Genomic DNA, 19,515 nt, shown 5'->3' on the forward strand with positions numbered 1-19,515 from the left:
CCGCGGGGTTGGTCTCCACGGATACTCGCGCACCGTCGGCCTCACGCATCGATCCCTCCCACGGCGACGTCCGTCGGATCGTCGATCCCGGTGATGGTAAGCCGGGTTGCCTCGACGTCCTCGACGACGGCCCCCCACCCGCCGACGGACACACGGCGCTCCCCGTCGTCAAGCTCGACGGTCACCTGTCCGGCGAGCTGGCCGATCGGGATCTCGCCGTCGGCCCGCGAATCGCCCGAGTAGACCACATCGACGATCTCGCCGGCCACAGTGACCGCCCGACCGGTTCCGACCTCCGAGCCTTCGACGGTCGCCTCGACGGCGAATCCCTCCGCGAGCAACGGTTGCACGTCACGGACGAACCGGCGGAGGTTCGCGTACACGATGGGTGGATCCGTCGCCCGATCATCGTACACGACGTCCCAGACCTCCCAGAGGCTCGTATCGAAGTACCACCGGAAGACGTAGGTCAGGGAAAAATCCTCGACCAACACTCCATATTCGTTGATCGACCGGCGATGCGGGGCGAAACAGGTCGTCGTTCGATCGACGATCGCGACGAACGGCGTCGGAAGGGTTCGATGGCGGATCTCGGTCGCCGCATCCTCGTAGCCGGTCGGAAGGCTCGCGGTCTCATCCTGTGTATGTATCGATACCTTGACCACCGCGCCGTTCGCCTTCGCGGTCGCGAGCGAGTCGCGCAACGTTTCGAATCCCTCGGGGGTGACCGCGACTTGGACCTCGGTCGTCGCTCCCTCGATCGCGCTCGCAGCGTGCTCAAAGACCGTTTCGAACCGCTTGACGATATCGACTCGGTGGTGATCGAGTGCCGGTGCCTCCCATCGGCGTTCTATCTCCTCGGCCGCGGCCGTCAGCCGCTCCGAGCGGCTTCGGAGGTCGGTGAGAACTTCCGCTGGGTTGCCCGCTCTGGCCCTGAGGCTATCGCTTTCATATGTTTCGACGTAGCCACGGTCCTCCAGATCACGGAGTACGTCGTAGATCCGCGCGGCCGGTACGTCGCTGGCGTTCGCGAGCTCCGTGGCGCTCGCGGTCCCCAATCCCAAAAGCGTCGTATACGCTAGCGATTGGTATTTCGAGAGCCCGGCGTCCCGCAGGACGCCACGCAGCTCGGCTGAATCCATACCCATATCACGGTCACCGTCGGCTTAATCCCTGTGTTCGGGGCAGTCCGCTTTCGGCTCGCCGGATCGGCGTGTCGGTGCTCGTTGGGCCGGCGCGTCGGTACTCGTTGGGCCGGCGCGTCGGTGCTCGTTCGGCCGTCCTCTCGTTCACTCGGTCGGGCTGTAGTTCGGGGCCTCGTCGGTTATCATTACGTCGTGGGGGTGGCCCTCGGTCTGTCCCGCGCTGGAGACGCGCACGAACCGCGCACGCTCGTGGACCTCCGGGATCGTGTGCGCGCCGACGTACCCCATCCCCGAACGCATCCCGCCGGTCAACTGGTACAGTTCCGACGCGAGGCTCCCTTTATACGGCGTCGCGGCCTCGACGCCCTCGGGAACGAACTCCTCGTCCTCGTCGGCGTCCTTCAGGTAGCGGTCGCCCCCGCCGGACTGCATCGCGCCGACGGAGCCCATCCCGCGGTACTGTTTGTACTTCTTCCCCTGCATCGTGATCACCCGACCCGGAGCCTCGTCGGTTCCCGCGAAGTACGACCCGAGCATGACCGCGTCCGCGCCCGCGGCGATCGCTTTGATCGCGTCGCCCGAGTAGCGGATCCCGCCGTCGGCGATAACCGGCACGTCGTGGTCGCTCGCGACGTCCGCGACCTCCGAGACGGCGGTGATCTGTGGCATTCCCGCGCCGCTCACGACCCGCGTCGTACAGATCGACCCGGGACCGATCCCGACTTTTAATCCGTCGGCGAACTCGACGGCGGCCTCCGCGGCCTCCCGTGTCCCGATGTTGCCGACGACGACGTCCGCCTCGACGGTGCCTTTTATCTCCGCCGCCGAATCGAGCACGTTGAGGTTGTGCGCGTGGGCACAATCGATAAAGAGCACGTCCGCGCCCGCCTCGTCCGCGGCGACCGCGCGCTCCTCCTCGAACGGCCCGACGGCGACACCGACGAGCAGGCGACCGTCCTCGTCGCGTGCGGCGTTCTCGTGCTCGCGCCGCCTCAGGATTTCGCCCATCGTGACCAATCCAACGAGCCGATCGTCGTCGACGATCGGTACCCGTTCGATCTTGTGGTCGTACATCAACTCGAGTGCGCCGCGCGCGTCGATGTCCGCGGAGGCGGTGATCACCTCGTCCGTCATCGCCTCACTGACCGCGTCCTCCTCGCCGACCTCGAGGTATGGACGGATGTCGGTCCCGGAGATGATCCCGAGGACGACGTCGTCGTCGTCGACGACGGGGGCACCGGAGACACCCTCACGCTCCATCGTCGCGTCGGCCTCGCTTATCGTGTCCGTCGGGCTTACGGTGACGACGTTCTCACGCCGGATGATGAGTTCGTGTGCCCGCTTGACCCGCTCGACCTCCGCGACGGTCTCCTCCACGGTCATGTTCCGGTGGAGCACGCCCAGGCCCCCCTCACGGGCCATCGCGATCGCGAGGTCGCTTTCGGTCACCGTGTCCATCGCCGCCGAGAGCACGGGGACGTTCAGATCGACGTTTCTCGAGACGCGGGTCGAGAGGTCCGCGTCGTCCGGCTCGACCCGACTCTCCATGGGTCGCAACAGCACGTCATCGAAAGTCAACGCCTCCGGCACCTCGAGTTTCGCCGAAAATCGTCCGGAATCGCTCGCCATGTAAACCGTCGTCAGGCCCCGCTCAAAAGGATTGCGAGTCGGCGAGGACGAGTGCGAGGAATACCGACCCTCCGTGCTTGATGTTAACGGAGCGAGCTGACTTCGGCCACGAGTACGGAGAGCCCCTCGGAACGCGCTTCCGAGTCGCGTTCGCTGAACCCATGATCGTGATAAAACGCAGCCACACCGGGTATGTCCGACTCGACGGTCACCCGGACCCGGGCGATCCCCCGTTCGGTCAACGCGGTTGCGACCCTCGTTAACAGCCGGTCGGCAACACCGCGTCCGCACCGTTCGGGATGGACCCACAGCGCCAGCAGTTCGGCCTCCCGGCCGTCCTCGTCCGGATGGGCGATGGCGATACCCACCGGTTGGCCGTTCTCCTCGACGACGAACGAACAGTCGGCCTCGCCGGCCGCCTCACGAACGCTGGCGGGCGAGGCGGGGAGCGGCGGGAGGTCGGCGTCCGCAAGCACCGACTCCCCTCGGGACCGTGCGACCGCCGCACGCAACCGCTCGGCATCGTCCGGGTATGCCGGTCGAACGCGCATGTTCGGATCCAAACCGCGACGCCGCCTATACCTTTTGGGCGGGGCAAAGAGCGTCGGGGGAGAGACGTATTCACTCGGATGCGTGTATCGACTATTCGCAAAAGTGCTCCCCGATCGCTCGTCACTCGGCGACCGGCTCCACGCCGAGCCTGACGGTCACGTCTTCGACGTCCCAGCGCTCGATCAGGCTGTCGGTACCCTCGGCGGCGTCCGGCGCCTCAAGCCAGGCGTCGGCACGGACCTCACCGGCGATCAGGTCGGCGTGCTCCTCGATGAAGCCGGCGACGCGGTCGTCGTCGATCTCGACGCCGACACGGATCCGTGCCTCGACGTCGAGGTCCAACTCCTTGCGCATCTCCTGGATCCGGCGGATCACGTCCCGTGCGTAGCCCTCGGACTCGATCTCGTCGGTAAGCGAGGCGTCGACATAGACGGTACCGCCGTCGAAATCGGTTCCCGAGACACCTTCGGGCGGCTCCGCGACGTACTCGACCATGTCCTCGTCGAGTTCGATCGGCTCGCCGTTCACCCGCACCTCGCCGCCTTCGATCGCCTCGCGGGTGGCCCCCTGCACGGCCGTCATTACCTCCTGTGCCTCGCCGCCGAACGCGGGGCCGATGGCCGCCATCACGGGCCGTGCGCGCTCGACCAACTCGTCGAAGACGTCGGTGACGACGACCTCCCGGGCGTTCACCCGGTCGGCGATGAGCGCCGTCAAGTTCTCCACGGCGTCGGCGACCGCCGGATCGTCCGTCTCGATGATGACACGGGGGACGGGCCAGCGGAGCTTTCGGCCGGCCTGCTGACGGGCGTTCGCGGCCGCTTCCTCAACGTCCCGAAGCACGCCGATATCGCGCTCCAGCTCCGCATCGCGCAGCGACGGATCCGGTTCGGGGTACGACAGCGCGTGGACCGTCGTCGCGCCGCCGTCGAACCGCTGGTACATCCGCTCCGTCAGATACGGCGCGATCGGCGCGAGCAGACGGATCGTCTCCGCAAGCACGGTCGAGAGCGTCGCGTACGCGCCGCGTTTGGAGGCGGAGTCGGCCTCCTCCCACATCCGGTCGCGGACGGCTTTCACGTAGAACCGTGAGACGTCCTTGGTGATGAACGACAACACGGTGTTCACCGCGTCGTGGACGCGGTAGTCGTCCCACGCGTCCGCGACGTCCGCTTCCACCGACTGGAGCCGTGAGAGCACCCACCGGTCGACGACTTCGAGTTCCCCGTCCTCGAGGGTCGCCGCCGCGGGGTCGTAGCCGTCGAGCGCCATGTATTCGAGCGGGAACCGGAAGACGTTCCAGAGGATGTTGAGTTTTCCCTGGATCTCGCCGAGTCCCTCCCATTCGAACGCGAGATCGACGCCCTGCTGGTCGTGGCTCAGGAGATACGTGCGGAGGGGGTCGCGCCCGACACGGTCGATGGCCTCCTGCGGCGTGACGATGTTGCCGACGGACTTCGACATCTTGCGTCCCTCGCTGTCGTTCGCGAAGCCGTGCATCAACACCTCCTCGTAGGGGACCTCGCCGACCGCGGCCGTGCCCATGCCGAGCTGTGACCAGAACCAGCCGCGCGTTTGGTCGTGCGCCTCGATGATCAGGTCAGCGGGCCACAGCTCGTCGAACGCCTCATCCGCGCCCGGATAGCCGAGCGTTCCCCACGTGGCGACCGAGGAGTCGAGCCACACGTCGAAGACGTCCTCCACGCGCCGATAGGTAGTTCCATCCTCGACGATCGTGAGGCCGTCGACGCTCGGGCGATGGAGGTCTATCGTCCCCGGATCGATCTCCTCTTCGACGCGTTCGGCCAGCTCCTCACGGCTCCCGATCACGATCATCTCGTCATCGAGCGCGCCGGGCTCGGCGTCCTCCGGTACCCAGATCGGGATGGGGATCCCCCAGTAGCGTTGTCTGGAGACGTTCCAGTCGGGCGCGTCCTCGATGAAGTCGCGGAACCGGTTGTCACGCGCCCACGACGGGTACCACTCGGAGGTCTCCATGTTCGCGAGGAGGTCCTCCTTCACGTCCGTGATCGAAATGAACCACTGGTCGGTGACGAGTTGGATCACGCCGGTATCACAGCGCCAGCAGTGCCCGTAGCTGTGGTTCACCGTGCCGGAAGCGAGCATGTGGCCGTCGGCTTCGAGGTCCGCGATGATCGCCTCGTTGGCGTCGCGGACGAACGTGCCCGCGTACGGTCCCGCCGCCTCGGTGAACTCGCCGTTCGGCTCGACGGGACAGAAGATCTCGAGGCCCAGATCGCGACCGCGATGGAAGTCCTCCTCACCGTGTCCGGGCGCGGAGTGGACGAGCCCGGTGCGGTCGGCCTCGACGTACTCGGCGGTGTAGACCTGTCCGGCACCTTCGAAGTCCGGGTACTCCGCGACGCGATCCGCGAGCGGGTGGTCGTAGGCCCAGCCGACCATCTCCTCGCCGGTGTACTCGTCCTCGACGGTGTAGTCGTCGTAGCGGCCCTCCTTCAGGACGTCCTCGACGCACTCGGCGGCGATGTAAAGCACCTCCTCGTCGCCATCCCGCTCGGCGCGAACGGCCTGATACGTGAGGTCGCCGTCGACGGCGACGAAGGTGTTCGCGGGGATCGTCCACGGGGTCGTCGTCCAGATGACGAGGCTCCCCTCCCGTTCCGCGAGCGGGAACTTCACGTAGATCGAGGGGTCATCGACGTGTTCGTACTCGACCTCGTTGTTCGCGAGTCCCGTCTCACACCGTGGACACTGTGAGATCGAGCGTTTCCCCTGCTCGACCAATCCGTTCTCGGCGACCTTCGAGAACGCCCACCAGGCCGCCTCCATGTACTCCGGCGAGACGGTCTTATAGGGGTCCTCCCAGTCCATCCAGACGCCGATCGACTGGAAATCCTCGTCCATCGCCTCGCGGTTCTCCTCGGCGAATCGGAGACACTCCTCGATGAACGGCTCCATGCCGTACGCCTCGATGTCGCGTTTACTCTCGAAGCCGAGCTCCTCCTCGACTTTTACCTCGATGGGAAGCCCGTGCATGTCGTAGCCCGGCCGGTCGGTCACCCGGTGGCCGGTCATCCGCTTATGCCGGATGACGGCGTCCTTCAGCGTCTTGTTCCAGGCGGTCCCGAGGTGCATCTGTCCGGAGGTGTACGGCGGGCCGTCGACGAAGAAGAACGGCGGGTCGTCGGCGTGTGCCTCCGTGGCCGCCTCGTAGGCGTCGTGTTCGTCCCAGTACCGCTCCACCGTGGACTCGACGTCCGCGGGGCGGTATTGGTCGTCGATCTGCTCCATACACCGTCAGTTTGCGTCCGCGTATTTCAATACGACGGAGTCGCGGGGGCGTTCTCACGCGAGACGGCCGCGTCGCTCGTGGGTCTGTCCGAATGAAAACGGGTCAGCAGGTGATCGGCGCCTTACAGCAGGCCGGTCTTCTGGAGCTTCATCAGGTCCTCGGTGTCGAGCGTCTCGCCCTCCTTGAACTTCTGATAGATCTCCTCGGCTTCCTCTTTCTCCTCCTCGCGTTTCTCGGCGCGCTCGTCCTTGCGCTCGCGCTCCTCCTTCTTGTCGAGCTCGCGGAGTCGCTTCTGGACGCGGACGAAGTCCTCGTGGTGGCGGTCGGCGGCCTCCTGGGCCTCCACGAAGAGCTCGTGCATCTCGTCGGCCTCGTCACGGACGTCGTCGGCCTCGCGGTAGGCTTCGATCATCCGGTTGTGGTGTTCCTGGGCCTTGTCGGCCAGCTCCGTCACCTTCTGGTGGTGTTTCGACGCCTCCGAACGGACCTCCTCGGCCTCCTCGACGAGCTCGTCGAGTTCGCCGGTGTCGCCGAGTTTCGCCTGCTTTTCGGCGAGTTGCTCGCGCTTGTCGTCGATCTTCTCGATGAGTTCGCGCTCGTCCTCCGCGGAGAGGACCTCCGTCTGCTGGCGGAACTCGAGCTTTTGGATCTCCTCTTTAAGCTCCTCGACGGACTTCCCCGAGCCGAGCTCGAGGTCCTGTTTCATCTCCTCGACGTTGTCGAACAGCTCGTTGGCTTTCGCGTTGAGCTCGTTCCGTTTGTCCTTGTGCTCTTGGACCTGTTCGTTGAGCTCGTCGCGTTTTTCGCGGTGTTCCTGGGCCTTATCAACCTTCTCGCGGGTCTTCGCGTTGAGGTCGTCGCGCTTGGAGGCGCGCTCGGAGGCCATCTGGTTGAGTTCGTTCCGTCGGTCACGAAGCTGGCCGGCTCGTTTGATGAGCTGGCCCTTCGAGCCGTTCTCCAGGTCCTCTTCAGAAAGGTCCACGTTGTCCGCCGATTCCATTGCTTCGATGCCGTACTGTTCGATGACTTCGTCTTTCGTTACCATTTTTCTATCTCTCCATCACCGCTCCGAGCGTGGCGAAGGCTCGCCGATGTGCGTCGAGTCGTCCACGAGAACTCCCGTTCATTTCAGCGTGCGATTCCACCAGCGCCGGAGGCGTTCTGGTAGCTGAAAATATGCCACTCCAGTATATAAATCCGTCGATGAATCCGAGCATGAAACTCGGTAACACGGGGCTTGAAACGGACGAATTCAACGGAATCGGTGAAACACCAAGAACTGACAGTACTGCATTTTTCACAGTCGGTACAGCGGTCGTTACGGTGGTCAAACGAACGAAAAACGGTCCCCCTACAGCGTCGGTGTCACCGTGCGAGGGCCGCGTAGATCACGCCCGCCACGACGCCGTAGACGGCGTGCCCCATCAGACTCTGCATGTTCCAGTCGGGGACGGGCGGGGCCATCTCGGTCATCGCGCCGACCCACGCGGGCATGACGAACGACGCGAGGACGATCCACAGGACGACCCCGTAGACCAGCCCGACACCGGCGATGGCGGGAGCGCTATCGAGTTTCTTGTCGAGTCCCGTCGGTTCCAAAATCAGTGCGAAGACGACGCCGAGAACGACCGAGTGAAACATGTGGATCACCCAGCCGACGGCAAGCGACGGCCCGAGCCCGTACATTCCCGGGATCGCCATCTCCATGATCATTCCCATCTGCATCGTCATCATCACGCCGAAGATGAGTCCGCCGCCGATTCCGCCGGCCAAGCCGGCCTGCCACGATGCGATCTCGGTTCCTGTCCCTGTGTTCGTCGGGGTGGCTGTTTCGGATGCCATGGTTACCCGTGGGGGGGATACGGTACTAGCGGTATCTCGGTAGCGCGTTGGAGATGCACAACAGCGAAAGAAGGCCCGAAACTGACTGATGAATGGGTCCCAACACGGGGAGACGGACGTCTCGCGGTTCAAGCAAGAGAGATTACGATGTTACCCGTGCGCCGATCCCGAAACGTCGATCTTCCCGGCGACGTATATCAGACTCACGAACAACAGGCCGATCCCGAGGGGTAACAGCCACGTGAACATCGTCAACAGCAGCCCGCTGGCCTGAATTCCCAGAACGAGTAGGACCACGGGACCACAACAGACCGTGCCGGCAAGCAAGGCAGGCATGGAAGCGAGCAGACCGGAACCCGTCCCGAGCCCGCAAGCAGCCGGCTGAACGACCGCGAGATAGCTCATCGCGAGGTTGAGGCCGACGAGTCCGGCGACGAAACCGCCGAGAAGCAGGTTACCCGGCGAAAATAGCAGCCGGGCGACGCCGGTGTCAACGATAGCGATCGCCTCGAACGTCGCCGGGCCGGTTCGATCGAAGACGCGCCACAGGGGATCGTCGACGATCAGCAATCCGGCAGGCATGTCGGGTCGCACGGAGAGGTCTCCGACGGCCCAGAGAAACGCCGTTAGATACCCGACCAGTACGAGGCCTGCAACCGCCACCGAATCATTCCGTCGGAGGACCAGCCGCGTCGCCGCGGCCGTCTCCGCGATCCGTGACCGCGGGCGGAGTTTCCCCGCGAGTCGCGTATCCACGCTCACTCGTGCACCTCCGTCGACGGATAGTAGCCGTACCAGGCGAACCACATGGCGTCGAATCCGATCTCGCGGTCGAGCGGCAGCGCGTCCGGCGCGTGGGTCTCGCCATCGACGAGGAACGTGTCCCCGTCCGGCTCGACGGACGTATCGTCCGGGTTTCGATACACATAGCCGGTGTCGAGCGCCTCGTCATAGACGGTCGCGTAGGGCGTCCCGTCGACCGTCCCCTCGATCACGGTCCGTTCACGGAGCGCGTCTTTGGGAACGGCCATCGCGCCATCGGCGTTTCGAGCCCCGATGACGACCTCCTTTCTCGGGAAGCGATCGTCGGACGCCAGCGGGGGAAACAGCGTTCGCTCGTTATCGTAGTAGCCACTTGGAGGATTGTACTCCCCGTACGGATCGCTGCCGTAGTCGCGGGCGTGACCGGTCTCCTCCGTGAGCACGGTCGTCTCGGGATACTGATCACGCCACCGATCCCACGTCGTCCAGATCACCTGAAACTCCTCAAGATACGCGCCTTCATGGGGCCCAGAGATACCGACCGGAAGCATCTGAGGCCACCAACTGTCCGTTCCGCGGTCGAACATCACGAGGTTGCTGTTGATTAAGCGACCGGAGACGCCGAACTCGCTTGCGCCCCGGTAAAAGCCTTGAGCGGTCCCGGTCAACGGACAGTACGTCACCGCCACCGACTCGTCGCCGACCACGTCGTTAACGATCTCGTGCCACACGAGGATGTACTGCGGATATGCCTTCGCCTCGCCGTCGAATTCGACCCCAAAGACGGGGTCGCCCCCGTCGAGGTTCGCCGGTGGATCGTCGGCGGCGGTGAACCTCGGATCGTCGATCGATGGAATGCCGTCCGGACCGGGCCCACCGGACATGCTCTCCTCGTTCAACCGATCGATCGAATACGCCTCGGGTATCGAGCGCTCGACGGTCGGTGGACCGTCGTTCACGTCGGCCGCATCGTCGTCATCGACCTCCTCGTCGGTCGATCCGGCGGGCATACCGGAGCCTTCGAGACAGCCCGCGAGTGCGGTTATACCGACGGCACCGATCCCACCAAGTACCTGCCGGCGACGTCTGCGATCACCCGTGGGAGTCCGTTCCATACGTGAATGACCCACTCTCATAGACATATCCATACCGCGGTTGTGCGTTCACGATGCACCAGCGTGAGCGGTCGATATCGGTGAAACGGGCGACCAATTTATACCATGGTCGACGTATGATGGGCGTGTAGATAGCGAGTCGAGATGAACGACTGCAACAGCGTCCCCCACCAATGACGAACGTTCTCCGTGTCGACAGAAAGGAGCTGACCTCCGGCGAAATCCTCGATGAAGTCGAGGCCGGCAAGCGTGTCATCATCGAGGTAGACATGCTCGGAAAAACGGTCCGAATGGCCATCCGAAAGCGGGAGGATACGTACTACTGTGATACGCCGATCAAACTCCTCACGTTCGACACCGAAGCGGAGTTACAGACGTGTCTGGAACGATATAAACTCGCAAAGGTGGAGGAGGGAATGGATGAAACCGGGGTGTCGCGGACCGAATGACCCGTGGGGATCCGGAGGATATGGAGGATCTCATGCGCATCGACGACCCGGCGTTCGATCGGGTCCTCGAGTGTGTGTTCGGGATCCATGCCCACGAGCGGCGGACGTATTTCGCGTTGCTCGAGATGCCCGGCAGCACCGTGTCGGAGATCGCGGACGAACTGGATCGCGATCGGAGTAACGTCAATCGCTCACTGTCGACGCTCGCTGAAAAGAGCCTGATCGAACGCGACCGCAAGATCCTCGACGGTGGCGGGTACATCTATCAGTACTATCCGACCCCGATCCCCGAGGCGAAGGAGCTGATGCACGACGCCGTCGATCGGTGGGCGGCCGACGTTCACGAGAAGATCGATTCGTTCGATACCTGAGCCGAATCACCCGAGTACGGCGACGCGGATCTCGTGACTGACGCCGTCGGGATCGATCTCGATCCGATCGACGACGGCCTCCCGAACCGCCACACGCCACTCCTCGATCGCCTCCAGATGACGCTCCCGCCGAGTCTCGAGGTCGACATCGGGATACCGCCGTGCGGTCTCATCGGCTTCCGGGTATGCCGGCACGTCGTCGACGAGCGTACGCGGGTCGAGGTGGATCGAACCGGCCGAGGCGGTCGGGTCCTCGCCGCCGCGTTCGTGGATCCGGGCCCGCATCCGGCGATAAAACGGCGGCGTGATACGCAAGACGACGTGGCGATCCGTTCGTAACGTCGCCTCGAGCGCGGTCGCGACGTCCTCACGATGGACCGCGATGGAGCGGATGCGCCGTGGGTCGTCGGTGTCATCGCGCGCGTCGCCATCGTTCTCACCGGTATCAGTCATCGTCACTCTCGGGTTTATCAGTCATCCTCCCTCTCCCCTCTCAGTCATCATCGGGTGACCAACGGGCGTCCGAAAGCGTTCGTTGCACGGCCTCCTCGCCGACGGCGGCCGCGAGGTGTTCGAAGCCGCCGCGGACGCCTCGGTCCGTCGCGTTCGCGACGAGCCGTGAGACGATGAACTCCGGGGTCGACTTCCCGATCGTCCCGTATCGCGGCTGGTAGTCGACCCGAAGTTCGAGGTCGTTGTTCAACCCTTCAGCGAAGATGCCATCGATCCGGGCCGCATCGGGAAGCGGACTCAAGTCCTCCGCGAGATGGGTGACGTAAACGCCGAGGGCGTCGCGCTCGACGGTCAACTCGACGAGTCCATTGAGGAGATCCGCGGCTCGCCCCGGCTCCGTGATCGCCTCGAACTCGTCGACGAGCATCAGGGTTCGCCCCTCCTCGACGAGCGGCGGAACGACCGACTTCAGCGTCGATTCGAGCACCCCCGCGTTGAACGAGGCGTGGCGTCGATGAAAGACGACGCGGTCGAACGTGCCGACCTCGGCCTCCTCGGCCGGCACCGGCAGCCCCATCGAGGCGAGCAGCGCGACCGCACAGAGCGTCTCCAAGAGCGTCGTCTTGCCCCCGGAGTTCGCCCCCGTGAGCACGCTCACACGGTCGCCGGAGGGCGGTCGTTCCGTCCCGCTCAGATCCGGCACGTCCGCCAACCCGTGCGTCCCGATCCCGTACGTGACCGGCTGAACGTCACCCGTAATGAAGAGGTTCCGGGCGTTTCGGACCGCGATCCCGTCATCGACAAACCTCGGGCGACGCAGATCGTGTTCGGCGGCAAACCGCCCGAGTGAGAGATGAACCGCGTTCGCCGAGACCGCCTCGACCGCGCGGGTGACGTCCTCGCCGGCCTCCGCAAGCCGCGCCTGGAGCGTCTCGGCCACCGCCTCCTCGCGCTCCGTGACGTCGGCTTCCAGCTCCGAAACGAGTTCGCGAAGGGTGCCGGAGACGAAGTCCGCGGCGTCGAGCGCGTCGTCCGGGGCGGCCGACCGGATCGTCGCCGGCTCGATCCCCGTCTCGCTTGCGAGATGCTCGACGACGCCCGCGCGGAACGCCTCGAAGTCCCGAGCGGAACCGTCACGCACCGCGTCGATCACGTCGAAGGCGGCGTTCTCCAGCCCCCGTGCCGCTTCGAGACGCTCGCGTCGGCGATCGAGTTCCTCGTCGGCCCCCGTCGCGATGGTCGCTTCTGTCGGGTCCCCGGAGCCCACGTTCGCAGCGTCACCGAGCGATCCCCTGACGCCCCCGAGCGCCCCGACGGCGTCACGCAGGGCATCGACGTCGAGCGCCGCGAGGGTGTCGAACGCCTCCCCGGACAGCCCGGCCTCACGAAGCGTGATCGCCGCCTCGACGGCGGCCCGATCGGTGGCGCCGGCCTCGTCATAGGCCCTGAACGCCTCGACGACCCGATCCCGCTCGGTCTCGGAGAGCCCTTCCCAGGCGTCACGGGCCGTCATCACCTCCGTCAACCGGTCCTCGATCGCCTCGCGGTCGGTGAGTGGTGTGAGCACGCGGATCCGATCGCCGGCGTGTGCGGTCAGCGCGTATTCGGCCGCCAAAGAGAGCAGTTCGTCGTAGACCGCGCGGGCGTCGCCCGTGGCGAGGACGTCCATCCCGGCCTTGCCGTTGGCCCGCCGGAGGATCCGGGTCGCGCGGCCGCGTTGGAGCCCGGCATCGGAGAGCGCCCGAACGTCCGCCGACTCGATCGCCTCGACGGCTCGCTCGGTTCCGAGCGCCTCAACGAGCGTCTCGCTCGTCTTCGGCCCGATACCCCAGTAATCCTCGAGTCGCATACGTTCGCGTCTCGGCGAGCGACCTTGGCGTTTTCGTCACTCGTCGCCATCCCGGCGATCAAAAAGCGGCTCACTCCGGCAACAAAAAGCGAGTCAGTCCGCCGGTGACGGGGCCGCTGCATCCGCGCGCGTCTCGCGGAGATAGCCCTGCAGATACGCACCGATAAACATCCCGAGCACGCCGTAGAGGATGACGACGTTGCCGATCCCGAGGCTCGCATAGGCGGCACCCGGGCAGATCCCGGACAGCCCCCAACCGACCCCAAAGATCCCGCCGCCGACGATCACGTCCCGATCCATCGACTTGAGTCGGCGACCGAACCGTTTGCCGGTCATCGGAGCCGAACGTCCCGACAGCGTCAACGCCCAGAAGGTGATCCCGACGACGACGCTTGCCCCGCCCATCACGAAGAGCAGCCCGAGGTCACGAAACTGCAGGAACTCTAAGACGATCTCCGGGCGGGCCATCTGACTCATCGCGAGTCCGACGCCGAAGATCGCCCCACCGAGGAAGACGAGCGGCAAAAAGAGCGGGTGGCTCTCGTGTTCGGCGATGATCCCGGCGCCGCTCATCGGCGACGCACCTCGCTCGGGCGGGGTCGGGTCGGTCATGGTCGCACCCCCAGCGCGAAGACGAACTGGGCGACGCCGATGGCGACGAGCATGAAGATAGCCACGTTGAGGATCGACGCCCGTGAGCCCGATCCGACGCCACAGACGCCGTGCCCGGAGGTACAGCCCTTGCCGAGCCGCGTACCGATCCCGATGAGGACGCCGCCGAGCAGGAGCCGCCACGGCTGAACCTCGGTCGTCCAGCCGAACTCGCCCGTCACGAGCGAGTACGCGGCCGCGCCGGCGACGATCCCGAGCGTGAAGACGACCCGCCAGTCACGCGAGGCGATAAACCGGGGCTGTTGGAAGCGGCGCAGCTTCGAGCCGTACGACAGCGTCGATTCGAGGAACGTACTCGCGCCCGCGTGTATGCCGGTTCCGGCGTAGATCACGGCGGTTCCGAGCCCGATCAGCAGCCCCCCGAACAGGTAGTGTTCCCACCCGCGCGGGAACAGCGTGTCGACGAGCAGGACGATCTCGTGCATACCCGTTCGCTGGTGTCGAAAGGTGGAAAGCGCTACGCTCCCGGCGGGATCTTGCCGTGCTCGCTGACGGACGGGGAGGAGATATACACAGCCGTCAGCCGCCGAATTCCGATTCGCTCACGCGGACGACGAGCGTCTCCTCAACCTCGCGAAGATCGTACTCGGGAATCGATCCCTGAACCCGTCGGACGAAGAGCGGTTCGACGAGTTCGTCCTCGACGAGCCCGAATATCTTGAGCCGCTGGTCGGTCTCCTCGGGCGGCACATCGCCGTCGCGGACCGCACCGGCGAGTTCGCGCGAGAGCCACTCGGTCCCGGAGATCGACGGTTCAAGCACGAGCGCTTCCGCGACGAAGCGGACGCAGTACCAGTTGAGGTCGTTGAGCAGCGCCACCGCGGCCCCGAGGCTCACCGTATCCACCGCGACGCTGTTCGCGAACGGCTCGTGGATCTCGTAGGTCGCGAGCGCGTCACGGGCGGTCTCCCGCGAGAGCAGCTCATACAGCAGGTTGATATCCGGGTCCCCGACGAGACACACCCGCGTCATGTTCGGTCCAAGCCGCGGCCCGTGCAAAGCGATTGTGGTCCGGGCCGGCCTCGTTCGAGAACGGACGCCTCACCGATCGACGAGCACCTGCTCGACCTTCGCTCCCGGCAGGTTCCGACCGGTGACTGGGATGACGATCGTTTGACCGTTGATCTCCTCGCTGAGATCCTCGAGAAGGGCGAACGGTGGGGCACACGCGCCCTCCATCAGGATCCGCTCCTCGCGAAACAGCTTCCCGACGGTCTCGATGATCGCCGCTTCGCTCACCGTGTACATCTCGTCTACGTGCTCGCGCATGACGGCCATCGGAAGGGCGTACGGGACGCGTGCGGCGATGCCGTCGGCGAAGGTGTTGGCCTCCTCCTGTGGGATGAGTTCCCCGCTGCGCCATGCCCGAGCGGCCGCATCCACTTCGGCCGCCTGCACGCCGATCACCTCGGCGTCCGTAACCGCCCCGACCGACAGGCCGTAGCCGGCCCCGATGCTGCCGGCGCCGATCGGTCCAATGACGAGGTCCACGTCGGGGAGGTCCTCGGCGATCTCGAGTCCCGCGGTGCCGGTCCCGGCGATCACCCCCCGTTCGTTTCCGGGATGGACGTATCGGTAGCCCTCCTCGGCGGCGAGGTCGGCGGCCCAGTCCGCGGCGTCATCGTAATCCGCCCCGACGATTTCGACCCGCCCACCGAGCCGTTCGATCCCCTCGATCCGGTTCTTCCCGGTTCCCTCCGGGACCGCGACGATCGCCTCGGTGTCGAACCAGCGGGCGGCCTGTGCGAGCGCCCGTCCGTAGTTGCCGACGCTCGCCGTTATCACCCCTTGCTGCCGGAACGCGGGGTCCAACCCGGCGACGAGCGTGGTAATGCCACGGATCTTGAACGATCCCGTCGGGAGGGTGTCCTCGCGTTTCAGGTAGATCTCGGCCCCGTACGTTTCCGACAGCCATTCGCTTTTTATAAGCGGCGTCCGCGGGAGGTGATCGCTGAGCACCCGTCTGGCGCGGTAGACGTCGGCGGTCGTCGGCGGGGTCAGATCGTGATACTCGAAGATGGTCGAGGCGTCGGGGGACTCGACACGCTCGAACGATGACGGTGGCATACCGAACGCAGTGTTTCCGAGGAGCCTGAAACTATCCCTTGCCGTCTCGGTCCGTCGATCCGTACTCTGCAAGCCTCCACAGCCTCGTCGCGACCGATCTCCGCGGGCTCCGGTACAGCTGCGCGGTCTCCTCGCACCCTTGGGGCGCTCGGAGTCGTGCGCCGGAATCAGCTTATAGGAATTCGAAAAGAATGCCCACGGCTTTCGTCGCGGAAGATGTCAATCGGTGTCTTCGTCCAGTTCGTCACTCAGGAGATCTCGAACACGCTCGAAATGCTGGCTAATGCGGTTCGGCATCTCCATATATTCCGCCTCGCTCACGGGTCGATCCCGCCGTTGACGTCGTGTCATGACTCACCCTTTTGATATACGATTCGACGTTTTCGTGTATAATATATCCGGCCAAAGAACGGTTCAACTACCCGATCTCCCCCGATCCATTTAAAACAGTCCGTCGACCGCCTCGGCGGCGAGATCGATGCTCGCCTCCAGATCGGGCCCGAGCGGCGATCCGACGACGAGGCCATCGGCGTACTCGGCGACGGCAGCGGCCCGCTCGCGCACCGTTTCGGGCGTCCCGGCCATACAGAACGCGTCGATCATCGCCGGCGTCACCCGCTCGAAGGCCTCCGAGAACTCCCCGGCGGCGACGTGCTCGCCGATCGCTTCGGCCGCCTCGGGATCGATCCCATGACGTTTCAGGACGGGCGGGGCCGCCCCCGCCGTTATAAAGGCGACCGGTGGACGGGCGGCCTCGCGGGCGGCTTCCTCGTCGGTATCGACGCTCACGGCGGCGTAGGCGATCAGCTCGAACGCGCCGCGCTCGTCGGGGCGGGCGTCGAGCCCGTCGTCGACCTGCTCGCGGGCCCACGCGAGGTCGTCGGGGTGTGAGCCGTTATATAAGAGGCCGTCGGCGTGTTTCGCGGCCATCCGACACATGTGTGGGCCCTCGCCGCCGACGTGGACGGGGATCGACGCGCCCTGTGGCGGTTCGTAGTTCAGCCCGGCGTCGGTCGCATCGAACGTGCCGTCGTGATCGACGCGCTCGCCGGCCCAGAGCCGCTGGGCGACCTTGAACGCCTCCAACACGGACCGGAGCCCGCGCTTGTCCGCCAATCCGAGGTTCGAAAGCGTGGAGGGGTCACCGGGGCCGAGCCCGAAGACGGCTCGCCCGCCGGAGGCCTCATCGAGGGTGGCGATCCGGGAGGCGAGGGTGACGGGGTGGGTCTCATACGGGTTGGCGACGCCGGGTCCGAGTCGGACCTCGTCGGTCGCCATCGCCAGCCGTGAGAGGAACGCCCACGGGTCGCGGTTGTTGTAGTGACACGTCGAGTAGACGGCGTCGTAGCCGGCCGCTTCGGCGCGGACGCCGAGGTCGACGAGACGATCCAACTCGTGTTCGGGGGTGAGTTCGATTCCAAGCATCGGTTAGTGTATCCCTCCAGTATATCGCCACTCGCGAAGCGCCTGCCGGACGTAGTCGCCGTCGACCTCGCGGAAGTGCGCATCGGAGCCCGCATGGTCGCCGAAGGACCACCCGCGGACGACGACGACCGGCGTTCCGCCGTCGCCCTCGCCGGCGACGAGGTTGGCCGCGCTCGCTAGCTCATCGATCACGTTCTGGACGGTGACGCCGAGTTCGCGGCCGTCGCGGTCGCGTTCGCCGCGCCAATCGCGGCTGGCGGGCAACCCGGCCCAGCCGAGCGCGACGCCCCGCTGTCCGTGTCTGAACGGCCGCCCGCAGGTGTCGGTGACGATCACCCGATCGGCGTCGAGTCCCGCGCGGATCCGTTCGGCGCTCTCGGTGGGGCGTTTCGGCAACAGGAGGAGGTCGCCGTCGGCGACGTTCGAGCGGTCGATGCCGGCGTTGACGCCGACGTGACCGAACCGGGTGGCGGTGAGGAGGAACGGGGCCTCCATGATCAACTCGGTCGATTCTTCGAGAACGGCCTGGGCGAATCGCGGGTCTTTCTCCTCGCCGGTCAGCTCGCCCAGCCGGGTCGCGAGCTCGTTCGCCCGTGGGCTCGGCGGGAACTCCTCGAGGTCGAAGAGGCGACCTTCGGCCTTCGAGACGACGGTGCTCGCGACACAGACGACGTCGTCCTCGCGGAGGTCGACGCGCTCGCGAATCAGCGCCGCGAGGTCGTCCCCTTCCCGGATCTCCGGGAGGTCCGGCACGGCGAACAGCTCCATATCACCCCTGCGTGTCGGCGAGTGAAAACCCCGCCGGTACCGGGTGGACTTGACGGCGTTCACCACGGGCGTCTCGGGGAAGGTTCGGCCCACGGGTCGCCGTGTGTTTAACACGCTTCGGGACGTGGATGAGACATGGCAGGGTCCGCGCTCTATTTCACCGCGCCCGGCTCCGTCGAGACCGAGCCGATCGACGGAGGACCACCCGATCGCGACGAAGTCGCCGTCGAGACGGTCGCCTCCGCCATCAGCGCGGGGACCGAACTCCTCGTCTATCGGGGGCAGGCACCGACCGAAATCCCTCGGGACAAGACCATCGAGGCGCTTTCCGGCGAGTTCTCCTATCCGATGCGCTACGGCTATGCGGCCGTTGGTGAGGTACAGGCAGTTGGCGAACACGTCTCGAACGAATGGGCCGGACGGACGGTCTTTTCGTTCACCCCACACCAGACGCGTTTCACCGCGTCGCCGGACGTGCTGGTTCCGGTGCCACCCGAAATGGACGCCGAGACGGCGACGCTCATCCCCTCCGTTGAGACGGCGACGACGCTGGCACTCGATCTCGGAGCCCGACTCGGCGAGGAGATCGTCGTCTTCGGGGCCGGCGTGATCGGGCTCTGTCTGGTCCGACTGCTCGCCGCGTTTCCGCTCGATCGCCTCGTCGTCGTCGATCCGATCGAGCGGCGGCGAACCGTCGCCCGTGAATTAGGTGCGGACGAGACGATCCATCCCGATGACGGTGCGGAGGGCATCGACGGGTTCGATGCCGCCGTCGAACTCTCCGGCCGTCCCGCCGTGCTCGATGACGCCGTTTCCGCCGTCGGGTACGGCGGTCGGGTTATCGTCGGCTCCTGGTACGGAACGAAACGGGCACCGATCGATCTGGGCGGCCGGTTCCATCGTGACCGGATAACCATCAGATCCAGTCAAGTGAGCACGATCGCCCCCGAACTCCGGGGTCGGTGGGACACCGAACGGCGGATCTCGACGGTGCTCGACCGATTGGACGGCTCCCTCGCCGAGACGCTGATCAGCCACCGGGTTCCCTTCGAGCGTGCCGAGGAGGCATACGAGCTCCTCGATGGGCGTCCCGAGGAGGCGCTTCAGGTCGTATTGACCTACTGATCGCTCGCTTGAGCGTC

19 protein-coding genes are annotated in these 19,515 nt (G+C 65.6%); 3 read left to right on the forward strand and 16 right to left on the reverse strand.

Going from position 1 to position 19,515, the window contains the following annotated elements:
* Positions 1 to 41: 41 nt before the first annotated feature.
* The 8 genes from CHB65_RS10840 to CHB65_RS10875 all read right to left on the reverse strand — a co-directional run bounded on the left by CHB65_RS10840 (position 42) and on the right by CHB65_RS10875 (position 10,319).
* The gene (locus CHB65_RS10840; protein WP_089385088.1) at positions 42 to 1,142 is read right to left on the reverse strand and encodes a TrmB family transcriptional regulator; all 1,101 of its coding nucleotides are present in this window, start codon (positions 1,140 to 1,142) and stop codon (positions 42 to 44) included.
* 147 nt (positions 1,143 to 1,289) lie between these two features.
* Positions 1,290 to 2,774, reverse strand: a complete 1,485-nt coding sequence (gene guaB, locus CHB65_RS10845) for an IMP dehydrogenase (protein WP_089385089.1) — start codon at positions 2,772 to 2,774, stop codon at positions 1,290 to 1,292.
* Positions 2,775 to 2,857: 83 nt separating this feature from the next.
* Positions 2,858 to 3,325 carry a GNAT family N-acetyltransferase gene (locus CHB65_RS10850; RefSeq protein WP_089385090.1) on the reverse strand — a complete coding sequence of 156 codons (468 nt, stop codon included), beginning with the start codon at positions 3,323 to 3,325 and terminating at the stop codon, positions 2,858 to 2,860.
* A 121-nt stretch (positions 3,326 to 3,446) separates the two neighbouring features.
* On the reverse strand, positions 3,447 to 6,599 hold the full coding sequence (ileS, locus tag CHB65_RS10855) for an isoleucine--tRNA ligase (protein ID WP_089385091.1): 3,153 nt from the start codon (positions 6,597 to 6,599) through the stop codon (positions 3,447 to 3,449).
* 122 nt (positions 6,600 to 6,721) lie between these two features.
* A complete protein-coding gene (locus tag CHB65_RS10860) occupies positions 6,722 to 7,645 on the reverse strand; it encodes a coiled-coil protein (protein WP_089385092.1) in 924 nt (307 codons plus the stop codon).
* A gap of 320 nt (positions 7,646 to 7,965) precedes the next feature.
* On the reverse strand, positions 7,966 to 8,442 hold the full coding sequence (locus CHB65_RS10865) for a hypothetical protein (protein WP_089385093.1): 477 nt from the start codon (positions 8,440 to 8,442) through the stop codon (positions 7,966 to 7,968).
* 150 nt (positions 8,443 to 8,592) lie between these two features.
* Positions 8,593 to 9,204 carry a hypothetical protein gene (locus CHB65_RS10870; protein ID WP_089385094.1) on the reverse strand — a complete coding sequence of 204 codons (612 nt, stop codon included), beginning with the start codon at positions 9,202 to 9,204 and terminating at the stop codon, positions 8,593 to 8,595.
* On the reverse strand, positions 9,201 to 10,319 hold the full coding sequence (locus CHB65_RS10875) for a DUF3179 domain-containing protein (protein ID WP_089385095.1): 1,119 nt from the start codon (positions 10,317 to 10,319) through the stop codon (positions 9,201 to 9,203). Before CHB65_RS10875 ends, CHB65_RS10870 begins: the two co-directional genes overlap by 4 nt.
* A gap of 173 nt (positions 10,320 to 10,492) precedes the next feature.
* On the opposite strand from CHB65_RS10875, the gene CHB65_RS10880 reads away from it, so the two are divergent.
* Positions 10,493 to 10,768, forward strand: a complete 276-nt coding sequence (locus tag CHB65_RS10880; RefSeq protein WP_089385096.1) for a hypothetical protein — start codon at positions 10,493 to 10,495, stop codon at positions 10,766 to 10,768.
* 20 nt (positions 10,769 to 10,788) lie between these two features.
* Positions 10,789 to 11,139 (forward strand): helix-turn-helix domain-containing protein, encoded by a 351-nt coding sequence (locus CHB65_RS10885; protein ID WP_179213646.1) that lies wholly within the window; start codon positions 10,789 to 10,791, stop codon positions 11,137 to 11,139.
* A gap of 6 nt (positions 11,140 to 11,145) precedes the next feature.
* On the opposite strand, the gene CHB65_RS10890 is transcribed toward CHB65_RS10885, so the two are convergent.
* The 8 genes from CHB65_RS10890 to CHB65_RS10925 all read right to left on the reverse strand — a co-directional run bounded on the left by CHB65_RS10890 (position 11,146) and on the right by CHB65_RS10925 (position 18,373).
* Positions 11,146 to 11,592: a hypothetical protein gene (locus tag CHB65_RS10890; protein WP_089385098.1), complete on the reverse strand. Its 447-nt coding sequence runs from the start codon at positions 11,590 to 11,592 to the stop codon at positions 11,146 to 11,148.
* 40 nt (positions 11,593 to 11,632) lie between these two features.
* Positions 11,633 to 13,441, reverse strand: coding sequence for a MutS-related protein (locus CHB65_RS10895; protein WP_089385099.1), 1,809 nt, complete (start codon positions 13,439 to 13,441; stop codon positions 11,633 to 11,635).
* A 93-nt stretch (positions 13,442 to 13,534) separates the two neighbouring features.
* The gene (locus CHB65_RS10900) at positions 13,535 to 13,999 is read right to left on the reverse strand and encodes a DUF6691 family protein (RefSeq protein ID WP_089385157.1); all 465 of its coding nucleotides are present in this window, start codon (positions 13,997 to 13,999) and stop codon (positions 13,535 to 13,537) included.
* A 50-nt stretch (positions 14,000 to 14,049) separates the two neighbouring features.
* Positions 14,050 to 14,538: a YeeE/YedE family protein gene (locus CHB65_RS10905; protein ID WP_089385100.1), complete on the reverse strand. Its 489-nt coding sequence runs from the start codon at positions 14,536 to 14,538 to the stop codon at positions 14,050 to 14,052.
* Positions 14,539 to 14,632: 94 nt separating this feature from the next.
* Positions 14,633 to 15,085 (reverse strand): DUF5804 family protein, encoded by a 453-nt coding sequence (locus tag CHB65_RS10910; protein ID WP_089385101.1) that lies wholly within the window; start codon positions 15,083 to 15,085, stop codon positions 14,633 to 14,635.
* 69 nt (positions 15,086 to 15,154) lie between these two features.
* Positions 15,155 to 16,180: a threonine ammonia-lyase gene (locus tag CHB65_RS10915; protein ID WP_089385102.1), complete on the reverse strand. Its 1,026-nt coding sequence runs from the start codon at positions 16,178 to 16,180 to the stop codon at positions 15,155 to 15,157.
* Positions 16,181 to 16,621: 441 nt separating this feature from the next.
* Positions 16,622 to 17,605: a 5,10-methylenetetrahydromethanopterin reductase gene (locus CHB65_RS10920; RefSeq protein WP_089385103.1), complete on the reverse strand. Its 984-nt coding sequence runs from the start codon at positions 17,603 to 17,605 to the stop codon at positions 16,622 to 16,624.
* A 3-nt stretch (positions 17,606 to 17,608) separates the two neighbouring features.
* The gene (locus CHB65_RS10925; protein ID WP_089385104.1) at positions 17,609 to 18,373 is read right to left on the reverse strand and encodes a coenzyme F420-0:L-glutamate ligase; all 765 of its coding nucleotides are present in this window, start codon (positions 18,371 to 18,373) and stop codon (positions 17,609 to 17,611) included.
* A gap of 135 nt (positions 18,374 to 18,508) precedes the next feature.
* Here CHB65_RS10925 and CHB65_RS10930 point away from each other — a divergent pair, with 135 nt between their 5' ends.
* Positions 18,509 to 19,498, forward strand: a complete 990-nt coding sequence (locus CHB65_RS10930; RefSeq protein ID WP_089385105.1) for a zinc-dependent alcohol dehydrogenase — start codon at positions 18,509 to 18,511, stop codon at positions 19,496 to 19,498.
* The last annotated feature ends 17 nt before the right edge of the window (positions 19,499 to 19,515 follow it).

Origin of the sequence: Halorubrum vacuolatum, assembly GCF_900188065.1 — an archaeon.
In the GTDB taxonomy this organism is placed as follows: Archaea; Halobacteriota; Halobacteria; order Halobacteriales; family Haloferacaceae; genus Halorubrum; species Halorubrum vacuolatum.